Source organism: Microbacterium sp. PMB16 (genome assembly GCF_051294855.1).
Taxonomy (GTDB): domain Bacteria; phylum Actinomycetota; class Actinomycetes; order Actinomycetales; family Microbacteriaceae; genus Microbacterium.
The window spans coordinates 2,330,860-2,349,134 of the sequence record NZ_CP145908.1; the positions used below are offsets into that span (position 1 = coordinate 2,330,860).

The following is an 18,275-nucleotide window of genomic DNA, read 5'->3' on the forward strand; positions in this document are numbered from 1 at the left end:
GATCCGACGGATCCCGCCGCCTTCTTCGTCCAGAGCGCAAGGCCCTGCGCGGAGCGGCCGACCGAGCGTACGTTCGCCACATGAGCCTTGCACCTGCATCGACCAGAACGCACGTCCACATCGACGGACATGACTTCCTGCTCGCCCCGGGGCAGGATCTCGTCGACCTGAGGAATCGGATCGAGGATGCGGCGCATTCGGCGGGGATGTTCGTCCACTTCCAGACGCCAGGGCGGTTGCTGAGCGTGCTCATCTCGGCGGCGAATCGCGTCATCATCTCGGTCGACATCGAGTCGTCGACCGATCCGCCACCGGTCACGTTCGAGTTCATGATCCCCGAATGGGAGTACTGACCGGACCTCTCTCGAGCGCGGAGAGAGCGCCCGGCGTCAGGCAGGGAGGCTCGAGGGATCCGTCGGCGACGCGACTCGTCCGCGGATGAAGACGAGCAGCACGAGACCGACCACGATGACCACGATGTTCCCGAGCCCGGCGATGGCCGTGAGCGACCCGTCTGCCGGATGCGCGGTCTGCAGGAAGATGCTCGGATCGGTGCTGGCGTGCAGCAGGATCGGCGCGATGATCGTGCCGGTGACACGGAGCGCGAGGTACATGCAGATGCCGAACGCGAAGGTGTAGACGAGTTGTATCGCGGTCGCGAGCACGGACTGGCCGGTGAGCAGGTTGTTCGAGTGGAGGAGTGCGAACAGCGCGGCGGAGACCACCGCGACGACGATCTCCCGGTGCCCGGCTTTACGCATGATGTTCACGACCAGGCCGCGAGTCAGCACCTCCTCCGCGAAGCCGATGAAAAGACCGGCCAGCAACCAGGTGGCGACGACCTCGAAGCCCGCCTCGCCGTAGTCGACGCTGGCGAAGTGCAGGACGTTGAACAGCAGAACCACGACGATCGCGATCCACATCCACCCGCTGCCCCGGATCGGCTGGCGCGCGAAGAGCTCGCGGAGCCATCCGATAGAAAGCGCGAACCCGACGAGAAGCAGGCCGCCGACGAGGATCGGGAGGACGAAGTAGACGGCGATCCCGGCTGCGCTGCCCGGGTCCTCGATCTGGAGCGCGAGAGGCGCGAACGCCAGCGAGAAGAGGTTGAACAGCACCAGGTACGCGGCCGTCAGCAGAAGCGCCTTCCACCACGCCCCGCGTTCCCAGAACCTCTTCCATGGCGACACGGATGCGGATGCGGAAGCGGTCATGAGGACTCCTGGGGAGGGGAGGCGAGCGATCCCTCAGTCTTGCGCACCCCGCGGCGGCACGTCCATTCCCGACCACGCCCGCCCGTCGCGGATCAGGTCACCGCCGGTCGCGCGCGTCCGTCGGCGGCGGAAGATGCGGGATGGGGATCGGCCGCGTGGCGCGGGACGCGTCCTGGAACCGCTGCACGGCGTCGACGACGTCGTCTGCGGAGGAGTAGCGCAACGCCAGCGGGAGGTCGCGCAGCCAGAGCACCTCGACGTCGGTGGGTGCGTCTTCGTAGATCCGGCAGACCACACGTCGGTGGTCGCCATCCGGGTAGTGCGCATCGTGCACCGCCCAGTCGGTCGCACCCACCCTCACGAGGGTGAACCGTGGGTCTGAAGCCCGCTCCATGATTCTCCTGACTGTCCCCAGCTTGCAGCATGCGGCACGCGGCGCCTCGGAGGTAGCCCCTTGACAGCAGCGAAGTCGTCGCCGATGTCGGGGGATCCCCGAAGGCCCGCGTCTCCCTGCGAGGTGCGGGCCTTCGTGCGCCGAGTTGACCCGTGGAAAAGAATCTTCGACGAATTCGTGACGTTCTGCCGCCGGCATCCGTCCTAGTGGTATCGCTGAACTGCGACCCGCATCCCGATCGGAGGCGGCACACGGATGAAGGAGATCATGATGGCGAATGTGACCGACGGAACCCAGGCGAAGGCTCAGGTCGTCGCCGCCCCGCAAGCGATCGCGACGGGCAAGACCACGATCGAAGACGGCGTCGTCGCGAAGATCGCCGGCATCGCTGCTCGTGAAGTGAGCGGCGTGCACGCCCTCGGCGGAGGAGCCGCCCGCATGGTCGGCGCGATCCGCGACGCACTCAACACCAGCGATCTCGCCCAGGGCGTCTCCGTCGAGGTCGGCGAGACCCAGGTCGCCGTCGACGTGACCATCGTCGCCGCCTATCCGGTATCGCTCCAGAAGGTGGCCGATGACGTACGCGCAGCGATCCACCGCGCGATGGTCGACCTCGTCGGCTTGGACGTCGCCGAGGTCAACGTGACGGTGAACGACGTGCACATCCCGTCCGACGACGACACGGAAGACGCACCTGAGACGCGAGTCGGGTGAACGTGCACGCGGGAACACCCGCGTGAGGATTCGGTCCCGAGAGTCGGGGTCGAGATGAGAAGAGGAGACGCCATGGGCGCTGAAGACAAGATCAAGGCCGCTGCGGAGAAGCTCGCAGGCAAGGCGAAGGAGGCCGTGGGCAACGTCACCAACAACGACGAGCTCGTCGCCGAGGGCAAGGCCGACCAGGTCAAGGGCAACGTGCGCGACGGTGTCGAAGACGTCAAGGACGCCTTCAAGAAGTGACGGCTGCAGGGGAGGGGATCACGTGATTCCCTCCCCTGACCGTTTCGTGCGGAAGGAGACCGCGATGTGGCATTTCCACGGCCCTGGCATCGGTCGCCGCGCGAAGAAGAGAGGAAAGCACAGGGTGCGAAGCGGTTCGAGCGTCGCGAGGGGATGCTGGGTCGGGAGTGATCCGATCCGATCCGAAACGTCGTCCGTTCCGAACGCATCAGGGGAGCTGAGCGAGGAGTGGGGTACATGCCAGACGAACGCTTTCGCAGGGCGCTCGAAGACGCCGACGACCGCATCGTCGCCGGTCGGGCGATGGACGGCGACGTCCAGGCGTTCGCGGTGCTGGTGCGCAGGTACACGCCGATGATGCGGGCCTACACGCAGCGGATGCTGAACGCGTCGGCCGACGTCGACGACATCGTGCAGGAAGCCTTCGTCACTGCGTGGCAGCGATTCAGCGAGCTCGAGGACCCGGCGAAGGTGAAGAGCTGGTTGATGCGGATCGTGAGCCGGAAGGCGGTCGACCGGATTCGGGCTTTGCGCCCCGCGGTCGACATCGACCTGATCGACCGGCCGGCGCCCCTGCACGCCTCGCCCTCCGCGGTCGTGGAGGTGCGCGCCGAGGTGGCGGCCCTGGGAGCCGCGCTCCGAGAGCTTCCGGATGCGCAGCGCGAGTGCTGGGTGCTGCGTGAGATCGGCGGGTACTCGTACGAGGAGATCGCCGAGGAGCTGGACATCCCGGCCACGACGGCGCGAGGTCTGCTCGCCCGGGCGCGAAAATTCATGATCGTACGGATGGAGGAGTGGCGATGATGAACGACGACGAACGTTCGGACCTGCGCCGGCTCGGCCTCGAACCCACTGACCTCGACGGGCACACGCTCGACGAGTTGATGGACTATCTCGACGCAGGACGGCAGCCCGCGGACCGGTCGATCGACGAGTCGCCGGGCTGCCAGCTCGCGCTGGACGCGCTCGAGCGGCTGCAGGGCCTCGGCGATGAGCTCATCGCTGCGGATGCGGCAGCGTCGCCGGAGGTGGATCCGAGCTGGGTGGATCGTATTCTCAGCGGCATCGCGATGGATGCCCGCGCCGGTCGGCGCATCCCGTTCGAGTCTCCGGAGCCCCGCATCGATCTGGGGATCACCGAGGGAGCGGTCCGCGGGATCATCCGCTCGGCGGAGAACACCGTGCCAGGGCTGCTTGTCGGTCGGTGTCGGCTCGAGGGCGACGTCACCGATCCCGGGGCGCCGATCCGCATCGACATCGAAGCGAACGCCCTGCTCGGAGAGCCGATACTTCGTGCCGCTGAGCGCCTCCGCGAGGAGGTCGGTCTGCGCCTGCGCAGCCACACCGAACTCAACGTCGTCGCGATCGACATCGTGATCAGAGACATTCAGGAGGTGTCGTCGTGGACGAAGCAGGACCGATGACGACGGAAGCACGCGCGGATCTCGCCGCCGCGGTGGAGAAGACCGTGCGGGCGACGCCCGGGGTGCACAACGTCTACCGCTCCGGTTCCCTGATCTCGAACCTGGTGCGCACCGGGGCGGAAGTGCTCAGGGTGCGCAACGACAGCCTGTCGATGGTCGCGGTCATCACGGGAGAGCGCGGGGTCGCGGTGGAGGCGTCGATCGGGATTGACTTCCACTCCAGTGCGGGAGTGATCCTCCACGCGGTCCACGAAGCGGTCGACGCGCTGCTCGAGGCGAGTGGTCTGCAGCGGGACACCATCACGCTCAACGTCGTGTACGTGCAGCCGCCGGAGGCTTCCTGACCTGCTGAACGGCAACGCGCCGCTCTCCTCGACATGAGGCGAGCGGCGCGTGCTGCTCTGCGCGGGATCAGGCGATCGCGCGCAGGCCCTCGACGAGCGGCGTGGTCGGCCGGCCGATGAGGCGGGCGAGGGTGCCGTCGGTGTCGGCGAGAGCGCCGCCGCGGATGCCGGCGTCGAGCGCGACGACGAAGCCGACGGTCCCGGCATCCAGCCCTGCACTCTCGAGTGCGGCGCCCTGCTCCTCGGCGGTCAGTGCCTCGTACCGGACGGGACGGCCGACGACCTCGGAGATGGCAGCGGCGAGTTCGCCGTAGTTCCAGGCCACGTCTCCGCCCAGTTCGTAGGTCTCGCCGACGTGCCCGTCTTCGAGCAGCACGACGGCGACGGCCTCTGCGAAGTCCTTGCGGCTCGCCGATGCGACGCGGCCGTCGCCGACACCGGCCGCGACCACGCCGGTCTCGGCGGCGCGGGAGAGGTCGGCGGCGTAGTTCTCGGTGTACCAGTTGTTGCGGAGGATCACGGCGGGGAGGCCGGCCGCAGCGATGAGCTCCTCCGTCGCCTTGTGCTCGGGTGCCAGGACGAGGTCGCTCGTGGTGGCCTTGGGAGCGCTCGTGTAGACGAACTTCGAGACGCCGGCGGCCTTCGCGGCCTCGATCACGGCCTGGTGCTGTGCGACGCGCTGGCCCACCTCGGAGCCGGATACCAGGACGAGGGAATCGACTCCCTCCAGGGCGGCGGCGATCGTGGCGGGCTCCGTGTAGTCGAGCTGCGCGACGCGCACGCCGAGGTCGGCGGCCTTCGCGACATCGCGGGCGCCGGCGACGATCGACTGCGGGTCGACTCCGCGCTCGAGGAGGCTGGCGATGATGAGACGGCCGAGGTTGCCGGTGGCGCCGGTGACGAGGATGGTCATGAGAGTCCTTTCGTGGGTGACTCCACTGACAACCTTCACCCCGTCACATAACATTCCGCCCGTAGGGTACCCACTTTGAAGTAAGGTACGTACATGTCGGTGAGTTTTGCGCAGATCAAGGAGTCCACGCCTTCCGTGTTCGATCAGGGATGCGGCACCCGGGTCGTGCTCGACCACATCATGAGCAAATGGGGAGTGCTCGTGCTGTCCTCGCTCTCCGACGGCACGCACCGCTGGGGTGAACTGCGGCGCGCCGTCGACGGGATCAGCGAGAAGATGCTCGCCTCCACGCTCCGCACTCTCGCCGACGACGGGCTCGTGCATCGCGAATCGCTGCCGACCGTGCCCCCGCACGTCGAGTACAGCCTGACGCCGCTCGGTCGGGATCTGATGGAGCGGATGCTGCCCCTGATGGAGTGGGTCGCCGACCATGCCGACGGAATGCTCGGTCGCGGCTGACGCTGCGGATTCCATCGCTCAAACGCGGACGCAACCACGGAATCCGTCGCTACTAGAAAACGATTGACGCGAGAACCGCAGTGGCTCTACTGTTCTGACATGGCAGCAACGACGCCGATTCATCTGGAACGACCCGACGGCAAGGGTCTGGCGGCAGGCACACTGGGACTCTGGGGATCGACCGTTATCGGTCTCGCCTCCACCGCGCCCGTGTACTCACTCGTGGCGACGCTCGGATTCGTGGTGGTCGCGGTCGGCGCGCAGGCTCCGATCGCTTTCATCATCGCGTTCGTGCCGATGCTCCTCATCGCGTTCGCGTACCGCGAGCTCAACAACGCCGTGCCCGACTGCGGCACCACCTTCACCTGGGGCACGAAGGCCTTCGGGCCGTGGGTGGGCTGGATGGGCGGCTGGGGCGTGGCGGTCGCCGGCATGGTGGTGCTCGCGAACCTCGCCCAGATCGCGTCGGTCTACTTCTGGTCGTTGATCGGGCAGGACCTGGAGAACAACGACTGGCGCGTGGTCCTCGTCGCGGTGCTCTTCATCGCCTCGATGACCTGGGTCAGCTGGCGCGGCGTCGAGATCGGCGAGCGCATCCAGAACATCCTGCTCGGGATCCAGTACCTCGCGCTCGCGGTCTTCGTCGTGGCGGCGCTGTGGCAGTTCTTCTCGGGAACCGCACCGAACCCCACCCCCTTCGACCTCGAGTGGCTGAACCCGTTCGCGTTCACCGACTACTCGGGCTTCATCGAGGCGATCCTGCTCGCCCTCTTCATCTACTGGGGCTGGGACACCTGCCTCGCCCTCAACGAGGAGACCAAGGACCCGAAGCGCATCCCGGGTCGCGCCGCTCTGCTCACCACTGTCATCCTGCTCTTCACCTACGTCGGTGTCACGATCGCCGCCATGATGTACGCAGGCCTCGGAGCGTCGGGCACCGGGCTCGGCAACGAGGACAACGCCGACGACTTCTTCCTGGCGATCAAGGACGGTCTGCTCGGCCCGTTCGGCTGGGTGCTCGTGGTCGCGGTCATCATCTCGGCGATCTCGTCCACGCAGACGACGATCCTCCCGACCGCCCGCGGCACGCTCGCGATGGGCGTCTACCGCGCGCTCCCGGCGAAGTTCAAGGACGTGCACCCGACGTACAAGACGCCGTCCTTCTCGACGATCGTGATGGGTGTGGTGGCGACCGCTTACTACGTCGGCATGACACTGATCAGCGACAACATCCTGCAGGACTCGATCCTGTCGCTCGGCCTCGCGATCGCGTTCTACTACGCCATCACCGGATTCGCCTGCGTCTGGTACTTCCGCAAGGATCTGACCAGCTCCGCCCGCGACTTCTTCTTCAAGGGGCTCTTCCCGCTGCTCGGCGGGCTCATGCTCACCTACGCCTTCGTGCAGTCTGCGATCGACATGTGGCAGATCGACTACGGCTACACCGAGCTCCTGGGCATCGGCGGCACATTCGTGATCGGCATCGGCTCGCTGGCGTTCGGCCTCGTGCTGATGTTCGTCTGGTACCTCTTCCCGCGGTCGAAGCGGTTCTTCCGCGGCGAGAGCCTGAACCGCGACACCCAGGTGATGGTGCCCGACGAGCCGAGTGTCACGATCCGGTCGATCGACGGGGGCATCTGAGCGCCGACGGGCTTGTCCTAGGCTGGCTTCGTGCGAATCCGGCTCGACATCGCCTACGACGGCACCCATTTCCGCGGATGGGCGAAGCAGCCGACGCTCCGCACAGTGCAGGGCACGCTCGAGGCGGCACTCGCGCGGATCGTGGGCTCCGATGTGCAGTTTGTGGTCGCCGGAAGAACGGATGCCGGCGTGCACGCGACCGGTCAGGTCGCACACGTCGACCTCGACGACGCGCAGTGGGCGCGCATCGAGGCACGCCACGGTCGCGCGGCGCAGGATCCGGCGGGGTCGATCGCCGGGCGCATGCGCGGAGTGCTGGGCGCATACTCCGACGTCACCGTCACCCGCTCCTCGACCGCGCCAGACGGGTTCGACGCCCGCTTCTCGGCCGTATGGCGCCGGTACCGCTACCGCCTCGCCGACCAGCTGGCGGGATTCGATCCGCTCCGGCGACTCGACACGACGACCACCCGTGGCCAGCTCGACGAGCAGGCGATGGATGCTGCGGCGCAGACGCTGATCGGTCTGCATGACTTCGCGTCCTACTGCAAGCCGCGTGAAGAGGCGACGACGATCCGCACGCTCCTCGACTACCGCTGGTCGCGTGACGCCGAGGGAGTGCTCGTGGCCGAGGTCAAGGCCGATGCGTTCTGCCACAGCATGGTCAGGGCTCTCGTCGGCGGCTGCGTCGCGGTCGGGGAGGGACGCCTCGACGTCGGCGATCTGGTCGTGCTGCGCGACGCTCTGACCCGCACCAGCGAGTTCAAAGTGCTCGCCGCGCGCGGCCTGACGCTCACCGAGGTCGGGTACCCCGCCGACGAACTATTGGCCGCACGAGCGGAGCAGACGCGGGCTCGCCGCTGACGTCGGTCGTGAAGGGTGGTCGTCGCGCCGCCGAACCGTATGCTGATCCCACAGCTGGCTTTTCACAGATCATCGGTGGCAGTGTGATGGATCGGATCGATTCCCACCAGGGCGCGTTCGCGGCGGCCCTGCGCGCGGCGATCTCCGAACGCGGGATCACTCTGTCGCGTCTGCAGCAACGGCTCGCCGATGACGGCAATGCGGTCTCCATGGCGACGCTCAGCTACTGGCGCTCGGGCTCCCGACGGCCAGAGGGGGCGCAGTCGTTGAGCGTGGTCGAGGGGATCGAGGATCGGCTCGGCCTCCCGCGCGGGCACCTGACGTCGCTGCTCGGTCCGTCCACCAGGCTCGGGCCGGTCGCACCGCCGAAGCTGCCCTTCGACGAGGAGCGCGAGAACCGCGAGTCGGAGGAGACCCTCGAGGCGCTGCGGTCCGCGCCACAGGACACCCTGCGCGACCTGTCCACCCAGCTGACCGTGCAGGTCGGCGCGAACGGGGCGGTCGAGAGCGTGGTCATGCGTACCCTCGTGCAGGCGACGAGCGGCACGATCACCGAGTTGCCGCTCATCGACGTCGCACCGGAGGAGACGGAGGTGATGTCGGTCATCTCCGACGTCATCGGCGGACGAGTCGCCCGCGAGTATCTGCATCCCGGGCACCTGCTCTCCGGCGTCGTGATCGCCCTCGACGAGCCGATCACCACGGGCGACACGACCCTGTTGGAGTTCACCGAGACATTTCCGCCCGGCTACCCGCCGCGGCAGTCCGCCTGGCATGCGACGTCTCGAGCCGCCAGAGAGACGCTCATCTGGGTGCACTTCCATCCGGATGCGCTGCCCAGCTGGTGCGAGGAGTACTGCGAGACCGAGGACGAATACGTCGCCACGATGCGGTCGGTCCGCAGCGGCGCGGTTCACCTCGCCCGGCACGGATTCGGGCCGGGCGTGCTCGGCATCCGCTGGGGATACGACGAGTGATCGGAGCCAGAGCACAGTCTTGACCGGTAGCGTGGACGGGTCATGAAGGTCATCTCATACAACCTCCAGAAGCACCGTGCGGCGGGCGAGCTCGCCGCCCTCGTCAGTGAGCACGACCCGGACATCCTCTGCCTGCAGGAGTGCGACGTTCCCGCGCTGCCCCCTCGGATCGGCGGTCTGGTGCTCGCCGATGCGACGCACGGCAACCGTCTCGGCATCGCCCTGTTCTATCGCGAGAGCACGTTCAACCTGCAGGGGATCCGGATGCTCGGACTCAAGAAGTCCCTGCACGACCGCATCGCGAAGCCGGCGCACGAGCGAGTGCTCGGGGCGCGACTGCGTGACATCGACGAGGGCCACGATTTCATCGTCGCTTCGTTCCATGCGGCACCCCTGACGGCGCTGAACTCTCTGCGCCGCCACCAGATCCGCGCCGCGCTGACGGAGCTCGCGACTCTCGGGGAGGGCCTGCCGCAACTCATGGTCGGCGACTACAACTACCCGGTGTTCAAGGAGAACCTGGGACAGGCGGTGCGTGATCACGGCTACGCCCTCACCCTGAGCGACGATCACACCTACACGCGCTACCGCGTGTTCCGCGGGCACTACGACTTCGCGACCTCGACCGGATTCGAGATCGAACGCATCACCACGCTGCCGCAGGGGTCGAGCGACCACCGGCCGATCCTGGTGACCGTCAAGCCGGAGTAGGTCGTCGGGTCGTCTGGTCAGGCGGCCCGAGTGCGGAATGTCGCGCGATGCGCGGCCGGGCTGACTCCGAGGCGCTGCCGGAAGTGCAGGCGCAACGACACGGCGCTGCCGAAGCCGGCCAGTTCGGCGATCCGCTCGACCGTGTCGTCTCCCCCCTCCAGCAGGGTGCGGGCGAGCTCGACGCGCTGGTCGAGCAGCCATTGCTGAGGGCTCGTCGCGGTGCGGTCGCGGAAGCGGCGCGTGAACGTGCGGCGGGACATGTGCGCGGAATCGGCCCAGCCGTCCAGATCGATCGGCGTGCACAGGCGTTCGCGCGCCCAGAGCATCGCGCGGCCGATCGGGTCGTCCGAGGATTCGGCGACGACCGGCGCGGGGATGTACTGCGCCTGAGATCCGGTCCGGTGCGGGGCGAGGACCAGTGAGCGGGCGAGCGCCGCCGCCGCGACGCTGCCATGGTCGGATCGCACGATGTGCAGGCAGCAGTCCAGAGCGGCGGCCGCGCCTGCGGAGGTGATCACGTCGCCGAGGTCGCTCCACAGCACGTCGTCGCGCACCCGGATCTGCGGTTCCTTCGCCGACAGCCTGTCGGCGACCGCCCAGTGCGTCGACACCTCGCGGCCGTCGGCGATGCCGGATGCCGAGACGACGATCGTCCCGAGGCAGAGACCGACGATCCGTGCGCCGCGACGGTGAGCGCCGCGCACGGCATCGAGCAGCGTCTCCGAGGGGGCCACGCTCTCTCGCCAGCTCGGAATGACGATCAGGTCGGCATCCTCCATCGCCTCGAGCCCGACATCCACCTGGATGCCGTAGCCCGCCCCGGACATGAGCGCGCCCGGCTGCTCGGCGCAGACCACCACGTCGTACAGGCCCGTCACGCCGTCCAGCCCTGCGCCGCCGAAGACGAGCGTCGGCACCGACAGGTGGAACGGACTGATCTGATCGAAAGCGAGCACCGCGACGCGGAGACGGGCGGCAGGAGCGGGCATGGCCTGATCCTATCGGAAGTGTGCTTTCAGGCCACTGGGCGTGACGAGGCGGATGCCGGAGACTCGACCCATGACCCAGATCTCAGCCCTCCTCGTCGGCGGCCCCACACTGCATTTCACCTACGCCGGTCTCTCGTTCCTGACCGACCCCACGTTCGATGAGCCGCGGGTGTACGAGGGGCCCATCTCCCTGTACAAGCTGACCGGGCCGGCGGTGCCGGCATCCGCTCTCGGCGCGATCGACGTCGTGCTGCTCTCGCACGACCAGCACGACGACAACCTCGATATCGCCGGGCGTGCACTGCTGGACGAGGTGCCGCTCGTGCTCGGCACCGCCGATTCCGCGACGCGCATCGACGCGATCACCGGTCTGTCCCCGTGGCAGCAGCATCGGGTCGGCGATGTCGTCGTCACCGCGGTGCCGGCATTGCACGGGCCCGAAGGCGCCGAGGCGCTCTCGGGATTCGTGACGGGATTCGTGCTCGAGGCGGCGGGGGAGCCGACGGTGTACGTGTCGGGCGACAACGCCTCGGTCGACCTGGTCCGCGAGATCGCGGACCGCTTCCCGGCGATCGCGGTCGCGGTGCTGTTCGCGGGCGCCGCCAACGTGGGCCGCTTCGGCGACGCCGACCTGACGCTCAACGCGCGGACGGCGCTCGAAGCCGCCGAGGTTCTCGCGGATGCCGTGATCGTCCCGGTCCACGCGGAGGGCTGGTTCCACTTCTCCGAGACGCGGGAGCGCCTGGTCGGCATGTTCGAGCACGCCGGCCGGAGCGATCGACTCCGGGTGCTGACGGCGGGGGAGCGCGTCACGATCGGCTGACACCGGTTTGGGGGAAGGGCATCGAGTGGCGTATGCTGTCTCTTTGGTGCCCTTCCCTGTACTGCGAGGAGGGAGCATCATCCGAACGTGAGCCCTCCACTGGCGTGTTCCTCCCCCTGGGAAGAACCACCCCGGAGTGGGATTCACGAACTTCTCCGTTCGACATAAGAAAGCAGCACTATCGTGACGCGCACTTACACCCCGAAGGCCGGCGAGGTCCAGCGCAGCTGGGTCGTCATCGACGCCACCGACGTCGTTCTCGGCCGTCTGGCATCGCACGCCGCTACGCTCCTGCGTGGCAAGCACAAGCCCACCTTCGCCAACCACATCGACTCGGGTGACTTCGTCATCATCGTGAACGCCGACAAGGTCGCGCTCACCGGTCAGAAGCTCCAGAAGAAGCTGGCCTACCGCCACTCGGGTTTCCCGGGCGGCCTCAAGTCGGTCACCTACGCCGAGCTGATGGAGAAGAACCCGGTCCGCGCCGTGGAGAAGGCCATCCGTGGCATGCTCCCGAAGAACAGCCTCGGCCGCCAGCAGCTGACGAAGCTCAAGGTGTACGTCGGTGCCGAGCACCCGCACGCCGCTCAGCAGCCCGTGCCGTACACCCTCGACCAGGTCGCCCAGTAAGCGCCGTAAAGACTTAAGGACATACTCGTGGCTGACATCCAGGACACCACCGAAACCCCCCAGAGCTTCTCGACCTCGACCCCTGAGACCGACGCAGTCGAGGCGGCTCCCCGCCCCGTGCTCAACGTCCCGGGCGCCGCTGTCGGTCGTCGCAAGCAGGCCATCGCCCGCGTGCGCATCGTCCCCGGCTCCGGCACGATCACGGTCAACGGCCGCACGATCGAGGACTACTTCCCGAACAAGCTGCACCAGCAGCTGATCAACGACCCGTTCACGGTGCTGAACCTCGCAGGTTCGTACGACGTGATCGCCCGCATCTCCGGCGGTGGCCCCTCGGGTCAGGCCGGCGCACTGCGTCTCGGCATCGCCCGTTCGCTGAACGGCATCGACGAGGAGAACAACCGTCCGACCCTGAAGAAGGCCGGCTTCCTGTCGCGCGACGCTCGCGTCAAGGAGCGCAAGAAGGCTGGACTCAAGAAGGCCCGTAAGGCGCCTCAGTACTCGAAGCGTTAAGGTCAACTGCTCCGATGCCGATCTTTGGCACGGACGGTGTGCGAGGACTTGCCAATGGCATCCTCACCGCCGACCTCGCGCTCACCCTGGCCCAGGCGACAGCTGTCGTCCTGGGCCAGGGCCGTACTGCGGAGTCTCGCAAAGCCGAAGGCAAGCGACTCCTCGCAGTTGTCGCCCGTGACCCCCGCGTCTCCGGGCATTTCCTCACGGCGGCCGTCTCCGCAGGGCTCGCCTCCTCGGGTGTCGACGTGCTCGAGGCCGGTGTCATCCCGACGCCCGCACTCGCGTTCCTCGTCGCCGATCGTGACGCCGACTTCGGCGTGATGATCTCCGCGTCGCACAACGCCGCGCCCGACAACGGCATCAAGATCTTCGCGCGCGGAGGGCGAAAGCTCCCCGACGTGGTCGAGCAGCGCATCGAAGAGGCCATGGCGGGCGACAAGCTGCGCCCGACCGGCGCCGGTGTCGGCCGCATCGAACGGTTCTCCGACGCGGAGGACCGCTACGTCCTCCACCTCCTCGGCTCGCTGCCGAACCAGCTCGAAGGCATCCACGTCGTGCTCGACTGCGCACACGGCGCGGCATCCGGCGTCTCTCCTGAGACGTTCCGCGACGCGGGCGCCGAGGTCACCGTCATCGGTGCGGATCCCGACGGCTGGAACATCAACGACGGCGTCGGCTCGACCCACCTCGACAACCTCGCCGAGGCCGTCGTGCGTCTGGGCGCCGACATCGGCATCGCCCACGACGGCGACGCCGACCGCTGCCTTGCGGTCGACGCTCAGGGCAACCACATCGACGGCGACCAGATCATGGCGATCATCGCCGTCTCGATGAAGGAACGCGGCCACCTCACCGACGACACCCTCGTCGCCACCGTGATGAGCAACCTCGGCCTGCACGTCGCGATGCGCGAGCACGGCATCACCGTACGCCAGACGGCGGTCGGCGACCGGTATGTCCTCGAGGACATGAACGCCGGCGGCTACGCACTCGGCGGCGAGCAGTCCGGCCACGTGATCATGAGCGAGTACGCCACCACGGGTGACGGACTGCTCACCGGCCTCCACCTGGTCGCCGAGATGGCGCGCCAGAAGAAGTCGATCGCCGAGCTGGCCGCGGTGATGAAGGTGTACCCGCAGGTCCTCATCAACGTCCGCGATGTCGACAAGGACCGGGTCGCCGACGACGAGGGCGTGCAGCAGGCCGTCCGCGAGGTCGAGGCCGAACTGGGCGACACCGGACGGGTGCTGCTGCGCAAGTCCGGTACAGAGCCGCTCGTGCGCGTCATGGTCGAAGCAGCCGATGCCGAATCGGTCCGCGCCTACGCCGACCGCCTCGCTGCGGTGGTGCAGGAGCGCCTGGCGCTCTGACGCCACTCGCCGCTCGCCGAGCGCAGGCACGAACACTCGAACGCCCCGTCCCGATCTCGTCGGGCGGGGCGTTCGTCGTCGGACCCGCTAGCCGTCAGACCCCGTCGTCGCCTCGACGAGGTCGGCGATGGTTCAGCGTCATGGTGCCGCGCAGATGCGATAGGTGCCGGTATCGAGGAGAACCTCGGTCGTGCATTCCTTCAGAGTGAGGCGGGGCACGCCGTCCATCGCAGGAGCGTCGTCGAGGCCCACGTGCGCGCCACTGAGCACGATCGGCGACACGGCGTAGCCCCAGGGTGAGGCGGCCAGCCACTCGACGTCATTCTCCGCGAGCCAGGCGGCGATCGGTGCGATCTCTGCCCGTTGGGCTTGCAGGGTGAAGACCGGAGTCGTCGACACGGCGATGACATGCATGACAGATCCGGCGCCGACGACCAGGGCGAGAGCGGATGCCATGACGAGCCCCGCTGTGCGCACTACTGAGGGCCGCAGTATCCTCACCACCGCCCAGACGGCGACGGCCGCGAGGATCGGGAAGAAGGCGAAGACGCCGGGTGCGGGATGACGCACCCACAGCGGCAGGCGTGAGGCGGTCGCCCACCAGCCGATGAACGCGAGCGCACCGACGAACGCGGCCAGCGCATAGGCGATGACGATGCGCTCTTCCTGAGTCGCCGTACGCCACCGGAGGGCGACTCCAGTGGCAGCGAGGCCGACGGCGATGACCGCTCCGACCACGGCGAGGACACCGGGAAGCGACCAGGACTCGGCGAGCGTGCCGAGCTTCTGCATCACCGTCGAGCCGGCGTTGCCCTGACCGCCGCTGAGCAGGAAGCCCCCGAGTGAGCGCACGTGCTGCGCATACCCGGAGAACCCGAGCGAGAAGAGCGCGACGACCTCGAACAGCAGTGTCGGCGTGGCGACGAGCACGAGGGGCAGCCAGCAGCGGCGGAGCAGATCGCGCACGCGCGCCCAGCCGGTCCCATCGGAGAAGACCCAGAGTGCGATCGCGAATGCCGGCAGAGCGAGAAGCGCGATGAGCTTCGCTTGGATCGCGAGGCCGACCAGGAGCCCGGCCAGCCATGCCCGCCGCGGCAGCAGGATCAGCGCCCACACCAGGAGCGCCGCAGCGGGGATCTCGCCGAGCAGGTCGGCTGGTCCCTGGATGGGGGAGTATCCGGCGCTCGTCGTGAAGGCGAGTGGAACGGCCACCGCGAGCAACCCCGCCCAGCGGCCGCCGATCCTCCGGGCGATCACGAAGAGGCCAGCCAGTAGCACCACCCAGTAGGCCAGCGGGACCAGCCGCGCCGCCATGACCGGATCGACGCCCGTGGCGAGCAGCAGGGCGACGGGGAGCAGAACGACCGGCCCAGTCGAGATGCGCGGGTCGAAGGGGGTGATCGTCGATCCGGAGAGGGCTCCGTCGCTCGAGTAGCCCAGCCCGTCGAGGAGGTTGCGGGGAACCGTCAGGTTGAATGCCTCGTCTTCCCAGAACCGCCACACGACCAGACTGTGCCACGCCATGATCGCGTGTCCGACCACCAACGCGGCCGCGACCGCCCAGAACAGGATCGTCCGGGTGCGGGTCATCGCGACGCGGGCTCCGGACGGCGGATGCTGCGCAGCGGGGCCGACGGACGCAGAGACAGTGCCCACGCCTCGGCCAGGGCGCCGCGCACGAACTGGCGCAGACGCTTCGGCGGCAGGCTGACCCCCGACCCGCGACCCCACATGGTTCCCGTCGTGGACGCGCCGCGCCGGGGGATGCTCGCGACGCGCAGGTAGCGCACGGTGAACCCGGCGCGCGCCTCGGCCAAGGAGAAGTGCACGTGCGGCACGGCGGCGTCCGCCGGGATCGCGTCGACGAGCACTCGCAGCGCGTCGGGTCGGTAGGCGCGCAAGGGTGTGTTGACGTCAGGGATGCGGCGACCTGCGGCGAGAGCGATCAGCACGCCGACGGCGGCCGTCAGCGCCTTGCGGTACCAGGGGTCGGTGCGACCGTCGCGGACACCGTGGACGACATCGGCATCCGCCTGCGTGAGAGCGGCGAGTAACCGAGGAAAATCGCGACCGTAGAACTGGCCGTCACCATCGACGTGCACGAGCACCGAGGGGTTCGCGGCGAGACCGGCCCGGTACGCCGCGAGCGCGGTCGGCCCGTGACCGCGGTTGACCGGCTGCACCTCCACGGTGACGTCGGCGACGTCATCGAACACCGCAGCGGTGGAGTCCGTCGACCGGTCGTCGGCGATGTGGAAGCTGACGCGGTCCGCGAGGGAGGCCACGGAATCCCTGATCTCGTCGATGAACCCTCGGATGCCCTCGTCTTCGTTGAAGGCGGGCATGACGATGGCGAGATGCGGGAGAGTCACTGGGGTCCTCGTGGTGGCCGGGCGCGGGGGATTCTGCAAGTAGCCTAGTTGAGCCATGAATCCTCCCTCACGACTGCGCCGACTCGCCGGCGTAGGCAGCCGCTTTCTCGTCGTCGGTGCGCTCAGCACCCTCATCGAGGTCGGCGTCTTCAACCTCCTCGTCTACGTGTGGGGCTGGGATGTGGTCGGCGCGAAGATCGTCGCGTCGCTCGTCGCCCTGGTGAACGCGTACATCGGGAATCGGGAGTGGACCTTCCGCCACCGCGATCGTCGCGGCAGGACCGCCGAGGTCGCCCTGTTCCTTGGGACGAACGCGGTGTGCACGGCGATCGGCGCCGCCCTCGTCTGGGTGGGGGTCGAGGCCGTCGCCGGTGTGCTCGGTCGCACGCCGGGCGCGTTCGCCGTCAACGTCGTGAACCTCATCAGCATCGTCATCGTGGTGATGCTCCGGTTCGTGCTGTACCACTGGGTCGTCTTCCGGGTCGCTCCGAAGCCCTGACGTGTGACGCGTGATCGGTTCGTCCTGCCGGTGACGATGACCTTGCCTGTTCACAGACGTCTCGGCGGCATCCACGTATTTCGAGCCGGCGCCCTACGTAAATGTGGCGTGCGAATGCGGCGGGCGAGGGTTGCGACAGCCTCGCCCCCGAAGCATGGAGGCATGACAACTTTCTCCAGACTCGGGTCTGCCGCGCTCGGCGTGGCGGCCCTCGCCGCCGCCGGCCTGCTCATCGCCCCTGCCTCTCCCGCTTCCGCGCACGGTTTCGTCGGCGGCACCCCGTCGTCGCTCATCTCTCGCGCAGCCTGGACGGCGAACGCCGACCGCGGCACCGCTCAGCACGAGCCGCAGAGTCTCGAGGCGCCGAAGGGCTTCCCGGCGGCCGGTCCCGCAGACGGAAAGCTCGCCTCCGCCGGCGGGCTCTTCGGCGGCACCCTCGACGAGCAGTCATCGACACGGTGGGCGAAGAACATCGTGCAGGCAGGACCCGTGCAGGTGGCCTGGTCACTGACCGCCGCGCACCGCACCTCCGAGTGGCGGTACTACATCACCAAGCAGGGCTGGGACCAGAACGACGAACTGGACCGCTCCGACCTCGAACCGCTGACCAGCTTCGACGGCCGCGGTGAGATCCCCGCCGTCCCGACCGTGCACACGCTGAACATCCCCTCGGATCACACCGGCTACCACGTGATCTACGCCGTCTGGGACATCGCCGACACGCAGAACGCGTTCTACAACACGATCGACATCGACATCCGCGGCGGGGGAGCGGCCGATCCCGTCGACCCCGTCAATCCGGTCGACCCGATCGACCCCGTCGATCCGATCGACCCGATCGACCCGATCGATCCGGTCGACCCGGCGGAGCCGTCCGACCATGTGCATCCCGTCGACCCGGCGGAGCCGTCCGACCATGTGCATCCGGTCGACCCGGTCGAGGGCGTGGCCCAGTGGTCCGCATACGCAGGCTATGTCGTCGGAGACCTCGTCCAGCACAACGGAACCGTGTTCCGTGCCGTTCAGACCCACCGCGGATGGGGCGACGAGACCTGGATCACCGCCCTGTCGCTCTGGGAGCCCGTGGAACTTCCCGCACACGCGCCGGATCACTCCCACGCGCACGCCCACTGACGTGAGACGCAGAGCACCCCGATGGCTTCGGTCATCGGGGT

23 protein-coding genes are annotated in these 18,275 nt (G+C 68.1%); 17 read left to right on the forward strand and 6 right to left on the reverse strand.

Annotated elements, in window-relative coordinates; all coding sequences use genetic code 11:
- Window positions 1-80: 80 nt before the first annotated feature.
- The gene (locus tag V5D55_RS11230) at window positions 81-353 is read left to right on the forward strand and encodes a hypothetical protein (protein WP_435742985.1); all 273 of its coding nucleotides are present in this window, start codon (window positions 81-83) and stop codon (window positions 351-353) included.
- A gap of 36 nt (window positions 354-389) precedes the next feature.
- On the opposite strand, the gene V5D55_RS11235 is transcribed toward V5D55_RS11230, so the two are convergent.
- Together V5D55_RS11235 and V5D55_RS11240 are read right to left on the reverse strand one after the other, a co-directional pair.
- Window positions 390-1,214: a lysostaphin resistance A-like protein gene (locus V5D55_RS11235; RefSeq protein WP_435742987.1), complete on the reverse strand. Its 825-nt coding sequence runs from the start codon at window positions 1,212-1,214 to the stop codon at window positions 390-392.
- Between the two features lie 97 nt (window positions 1,215-1,311).
- Window positions 1,312-1,608 carry a hypothetical protein gene (locus V5D55_RS11240; protein WP_435742989.1) on the reverse strand — a complete coding sequence of 99 codons (297 nt, stop codon included), beginning with the start codon at window positions 1,606-1,608 and terminating at the stop codon, window positions 1,312-1,314.
- 270 nt (window positions 1,609-1,878) lie between these two features.
- On the opposite strand from V5D55_RS11240, the gene V5D55_RS11245 reads away from it, so the two are divergent.
- The 5 genes from V5D55_RS11245 to V5D55_RS11265 all read left to right on the forward strand — a co-directional run bounded on the left by V5D55_RS11245 (window position 1,879) and on the right by V5D55_RS11265 (window position 4,336).
- Window positions 1,879-2,322 (forward strand): Asp23/Gls24 family envelope stress response protein, encoded by a 444-nt coding sequence (locus V5D55_RS11245; RefSeq protein WP_435742991.1) that lies wholly within the window; start codon window positions 1,879-1,881, stop codon window positions 2,320-2,322.
- A gap of 72 nt (window positions 2,323-2,394) precedes the next feature.
- Entirely contained in the window at window positions 2,395-2,568 is a 174-nt protein-coding gene (locus tag V5D55_RS11250; RefSeq protein ID WP_435742993.1) for a CsbD family protein, read from the forward strand.
- 237 nt (window positions 2,569-2,805) lie between these two features.
- Window positions 2,806-3,372 (forward strand): RNA polymerase sigma factor, encoded by a 567-nt coding sequence (locus V5D55_RS11255; RefSeq protein WP_435742995.1) that lies wholly within the window; start codon window positions 2,806-2,808, stop codon window positions 3,370-3,372.
- On the forward strand, window positions 3,369-3,992 hold the full coding sequence (locus V5D55_RS11260; RefSeq protein WP_435742997.1) for a hypothetical protein: 624 nt from the start codon (window positions 3,369-3,371) through the stop codon (window positions 3,990-3,992). The genes V5D55_RS11255 and V5D55_RS11260 overlap by 4 nt, the downstream gene beginning before the upstream one ends.
- Window positions 3,989-4,336 (forward strand): hypothetical protein, encoded by a 348-nt coding sequence (locus V5D55_RS11265; RefSeq protein WP_435742999.1) that lies wholly within the window; start codon window positions 3,989-3,991, stop codon window positions 4,334-4,336. The genes V5D55_RS11260 and V5D55_RS11265 overlap by 4 nt, the downstream gene beginning before the upstream one ends.
- A gap of 67 nt (window positions 4,337-4,403) precedes the next feature.
- Here V5D55_RS11265 and V5D55_RS11270 read toward each other — a convergent pair whose 3' ends face one another.
- Entirely contained in the window at window positions 4,404-5,249 is an 846-nt protein-coding gene (locus tag V5D55_RS11270; protein ID WP_435743001.1) for an SDR family oxidoreductase, read from the reverse strand.
- Between the two features lie 93 nt (window positions 5,250-5,342).
- On the opposite strand from V5D55_RS11270, the gene V5D55_RS11275 reads away from it, so the two are divergent.
- The 5 genes from V5D55_RS11275 (at window position 5,343) to V5D55_RS11295 (ending at window position 9,901) form a co-directional block, all read left to right on the forward strand.
- Window positions 5,343-5,708: a winged helix-turn-helix transcriptional regulator gene (locus V5D55_RS11275; RefSeq protein WP_435743003.1), complete on the forward strand. Its 366-nt coding sequence runs from the start codon at window positions 5,343-5,345 to the stop codon at window positions 5,706-5,708.
- 99 nt (window positions 5,709-5,807) lie between these two features.
- Entirely contained in the window at window positions 5,808-7,349 is a 1,542-nt protein-coding gene (locus tag V5D55_RS11280; protein WP_435743005.1) for an APC family permease, read from the forward strand.
- Window positions 7,350-7,379: 30 nt separating this feature from the next.
- Complete coding sequence (truA, locus tag V5D55_RS11285; protein WP_435743007.1) at window positions 7,380-8,213, forward strand: tRNA pseudouridine(38-40) synthase TruA; 834 nt, start codon at window positions 7,380-7,382, stop codon at window positions 8,211-8,213.
- An 86-nt stretch (window positions 8,214-8,299) separates the two neighbouring features.
- On the forward strand, window positions 8,300-9,190 hold the full coding sequence (locus V5D55_RS11290; protein WP_435743010.1) for a hypothetical protein: 891 nt from the start codon (window positions 8,300-8,302) through the stop codon (window positions 9,188-9,190).
- Between the two features lie 42 nt (window positions 9,191-9,232).
- The gene (locus tag V5D55_RS11295) at window positions 9,233-9,901 is read left to right on the forward strand and encodes an endonuclease/exonuclease/phosphatase family protein (RefSeq protein WP_435743012.1); all 669 of its coding nucleotides are present in this window, start codon (window positions 9,233-9,235) and stop codon (window positions 9,899-9,901) included.
- Window positions 9,902-9,918: 17 nt separating this feature from the next.
- Here the strand turns inward: V5D55_RS11295 and V5D55_RS11300 are convergent, their stop codons facing one another.
- Window positions 9,919-10,890, reverse strand: a complete 972-nt coding sequence (locus V5D55_RS11300; RefSeq protein WP_435743014.1) for a GlxA family transcriptional regulator — start codon at window positions 10,888-10,890, stop codon at window positions 9,919-9,921.
- A gap of 70 nt (window positions 10,891-10,960) precedes the next feature.
- On the opposite strand from V5D55_RS11300, the gene V5D55_RS11305 reads away from it, so the two are divergent.
- The 4 genes from V5D55_RS11305 (at window position 10,961) to glmM (ending at window position 14,229) form a co-directional block, all read left to right on the forward strand.
- Window positions 10,961-11,713, forward strand: coding sequence for an MBL fold metallo-hydrolase (locus V5D55_RS11305; RefSeq protein WP_435743016.1), 753 nt, complete (start codon window positions 10,961-10,963; stop codon window positions 11,711-11,713).
- A gap of 183 nt (window positions 11,714-11,896) precedes the next feature.
- Window positions 11,897-12,343, forward strand: a complete 447-nt coding sequence (gene rplM / locus V5D55_RS11310; protein ID WP_307375774.1) for a 50S ribosomal protein L13 — start codon at window positions 11,897-11,899, stop codon at window positions 12,341-12,343.
- Window positions 12,344-12,370: 27 nt separating this feature from the next.
- Window positions 12,371-12,856: a 30S ribosomal protein S9 gene (gene rpsI / locus V5D55_RS11315; RefSeq protein ID WP_435743019.1), complete on the forward strand. Its 486-nt coding sequence runs from the start codon at window positions 12,371-12,373 to the stop codon at window positions 12,854-12,856.
- 14 nt (window positions 12,857-12,870) lie between these two features.
- Window positions 12,871-14,229 carry a phosphoglucosamine mutase gene (glmM, locus tag V5D55_RS11320; protein WP_435743022.1) on the forward strand — a complete coding sequence of 453 codons (1,359 nt, stop codon included), beginning with the start codon at window positions 12,871-12,873 and terminating at the stop codon, window positions 14,227-14,229.
- A gap of 138 nt (window positions 14,230-14,367) precedes the next feature.
- Here the strand turns inward: glmM and V5D55_RS11325 are convergent, their stop codons facing one another.
- Together V5D55_RS11325 and V5D55_RS11330 are read right to left on the reverse strand one after the other, a co-directional pair.
- Window positions 14,368-15,819: a hypothetical protein gene (locus V5D55_RS11325; protein ID WP_435743024.1), complete on the reverse strand. Its 1,452-nt coding sequence runs from the start codon at window positions 15,817-15,819 to the stop codon at window positions 14,368-14,370.
- On the reverse strand, window positions 15,816-16,601 hold the full coding sequence (locus V5D55_RS11330; RefSeq protein ID WP_435743026.1) for a glycosyltransferase family 2 protein: 786 nt from the start codon (window positions 16,599-16,601) through the stop codon (window positions 15,816-15,818). The genes V5D55_RS11325 and V5D55_RS11330 overlap by 4 nt, the downstream gene beginning before the upstream one ends.
- 55 nt (window positions 16,602-16,656) lie before the next feature.
- On the opposite strand from V5D55_RS11330, the gene V5D55_RS11335 reads away from it, so the two are divergent.
- On the forward strand, window positions 16,657-17,100 hold the full coding sequence (locus V5D55_RS11335; protein ID WP_435743028.1) for a GtrA family protein: 444 nt from the start codon (window positions 16,657-16,659) through the stop codon (window positions 17,098-17,100).
- Window positions 17,101-17,262: 162 nt separating this feature from the next.
- Window positions 17,263-18,234 carry a lytic polysaccharide monooxygenase gene (locus V5D55_RS11340; RefSeq protein ID WP_435743031.1) on the forward strand — a complete coding sequence of 324 codons (972 nt, stop codon included), beginning with the start codon at window positions 17,263-17,265 and terminating at the stop codon, window positions 18,232-18,234.
- Window positions 18,235-18,275: the final 41 nt, after the last annotated feature.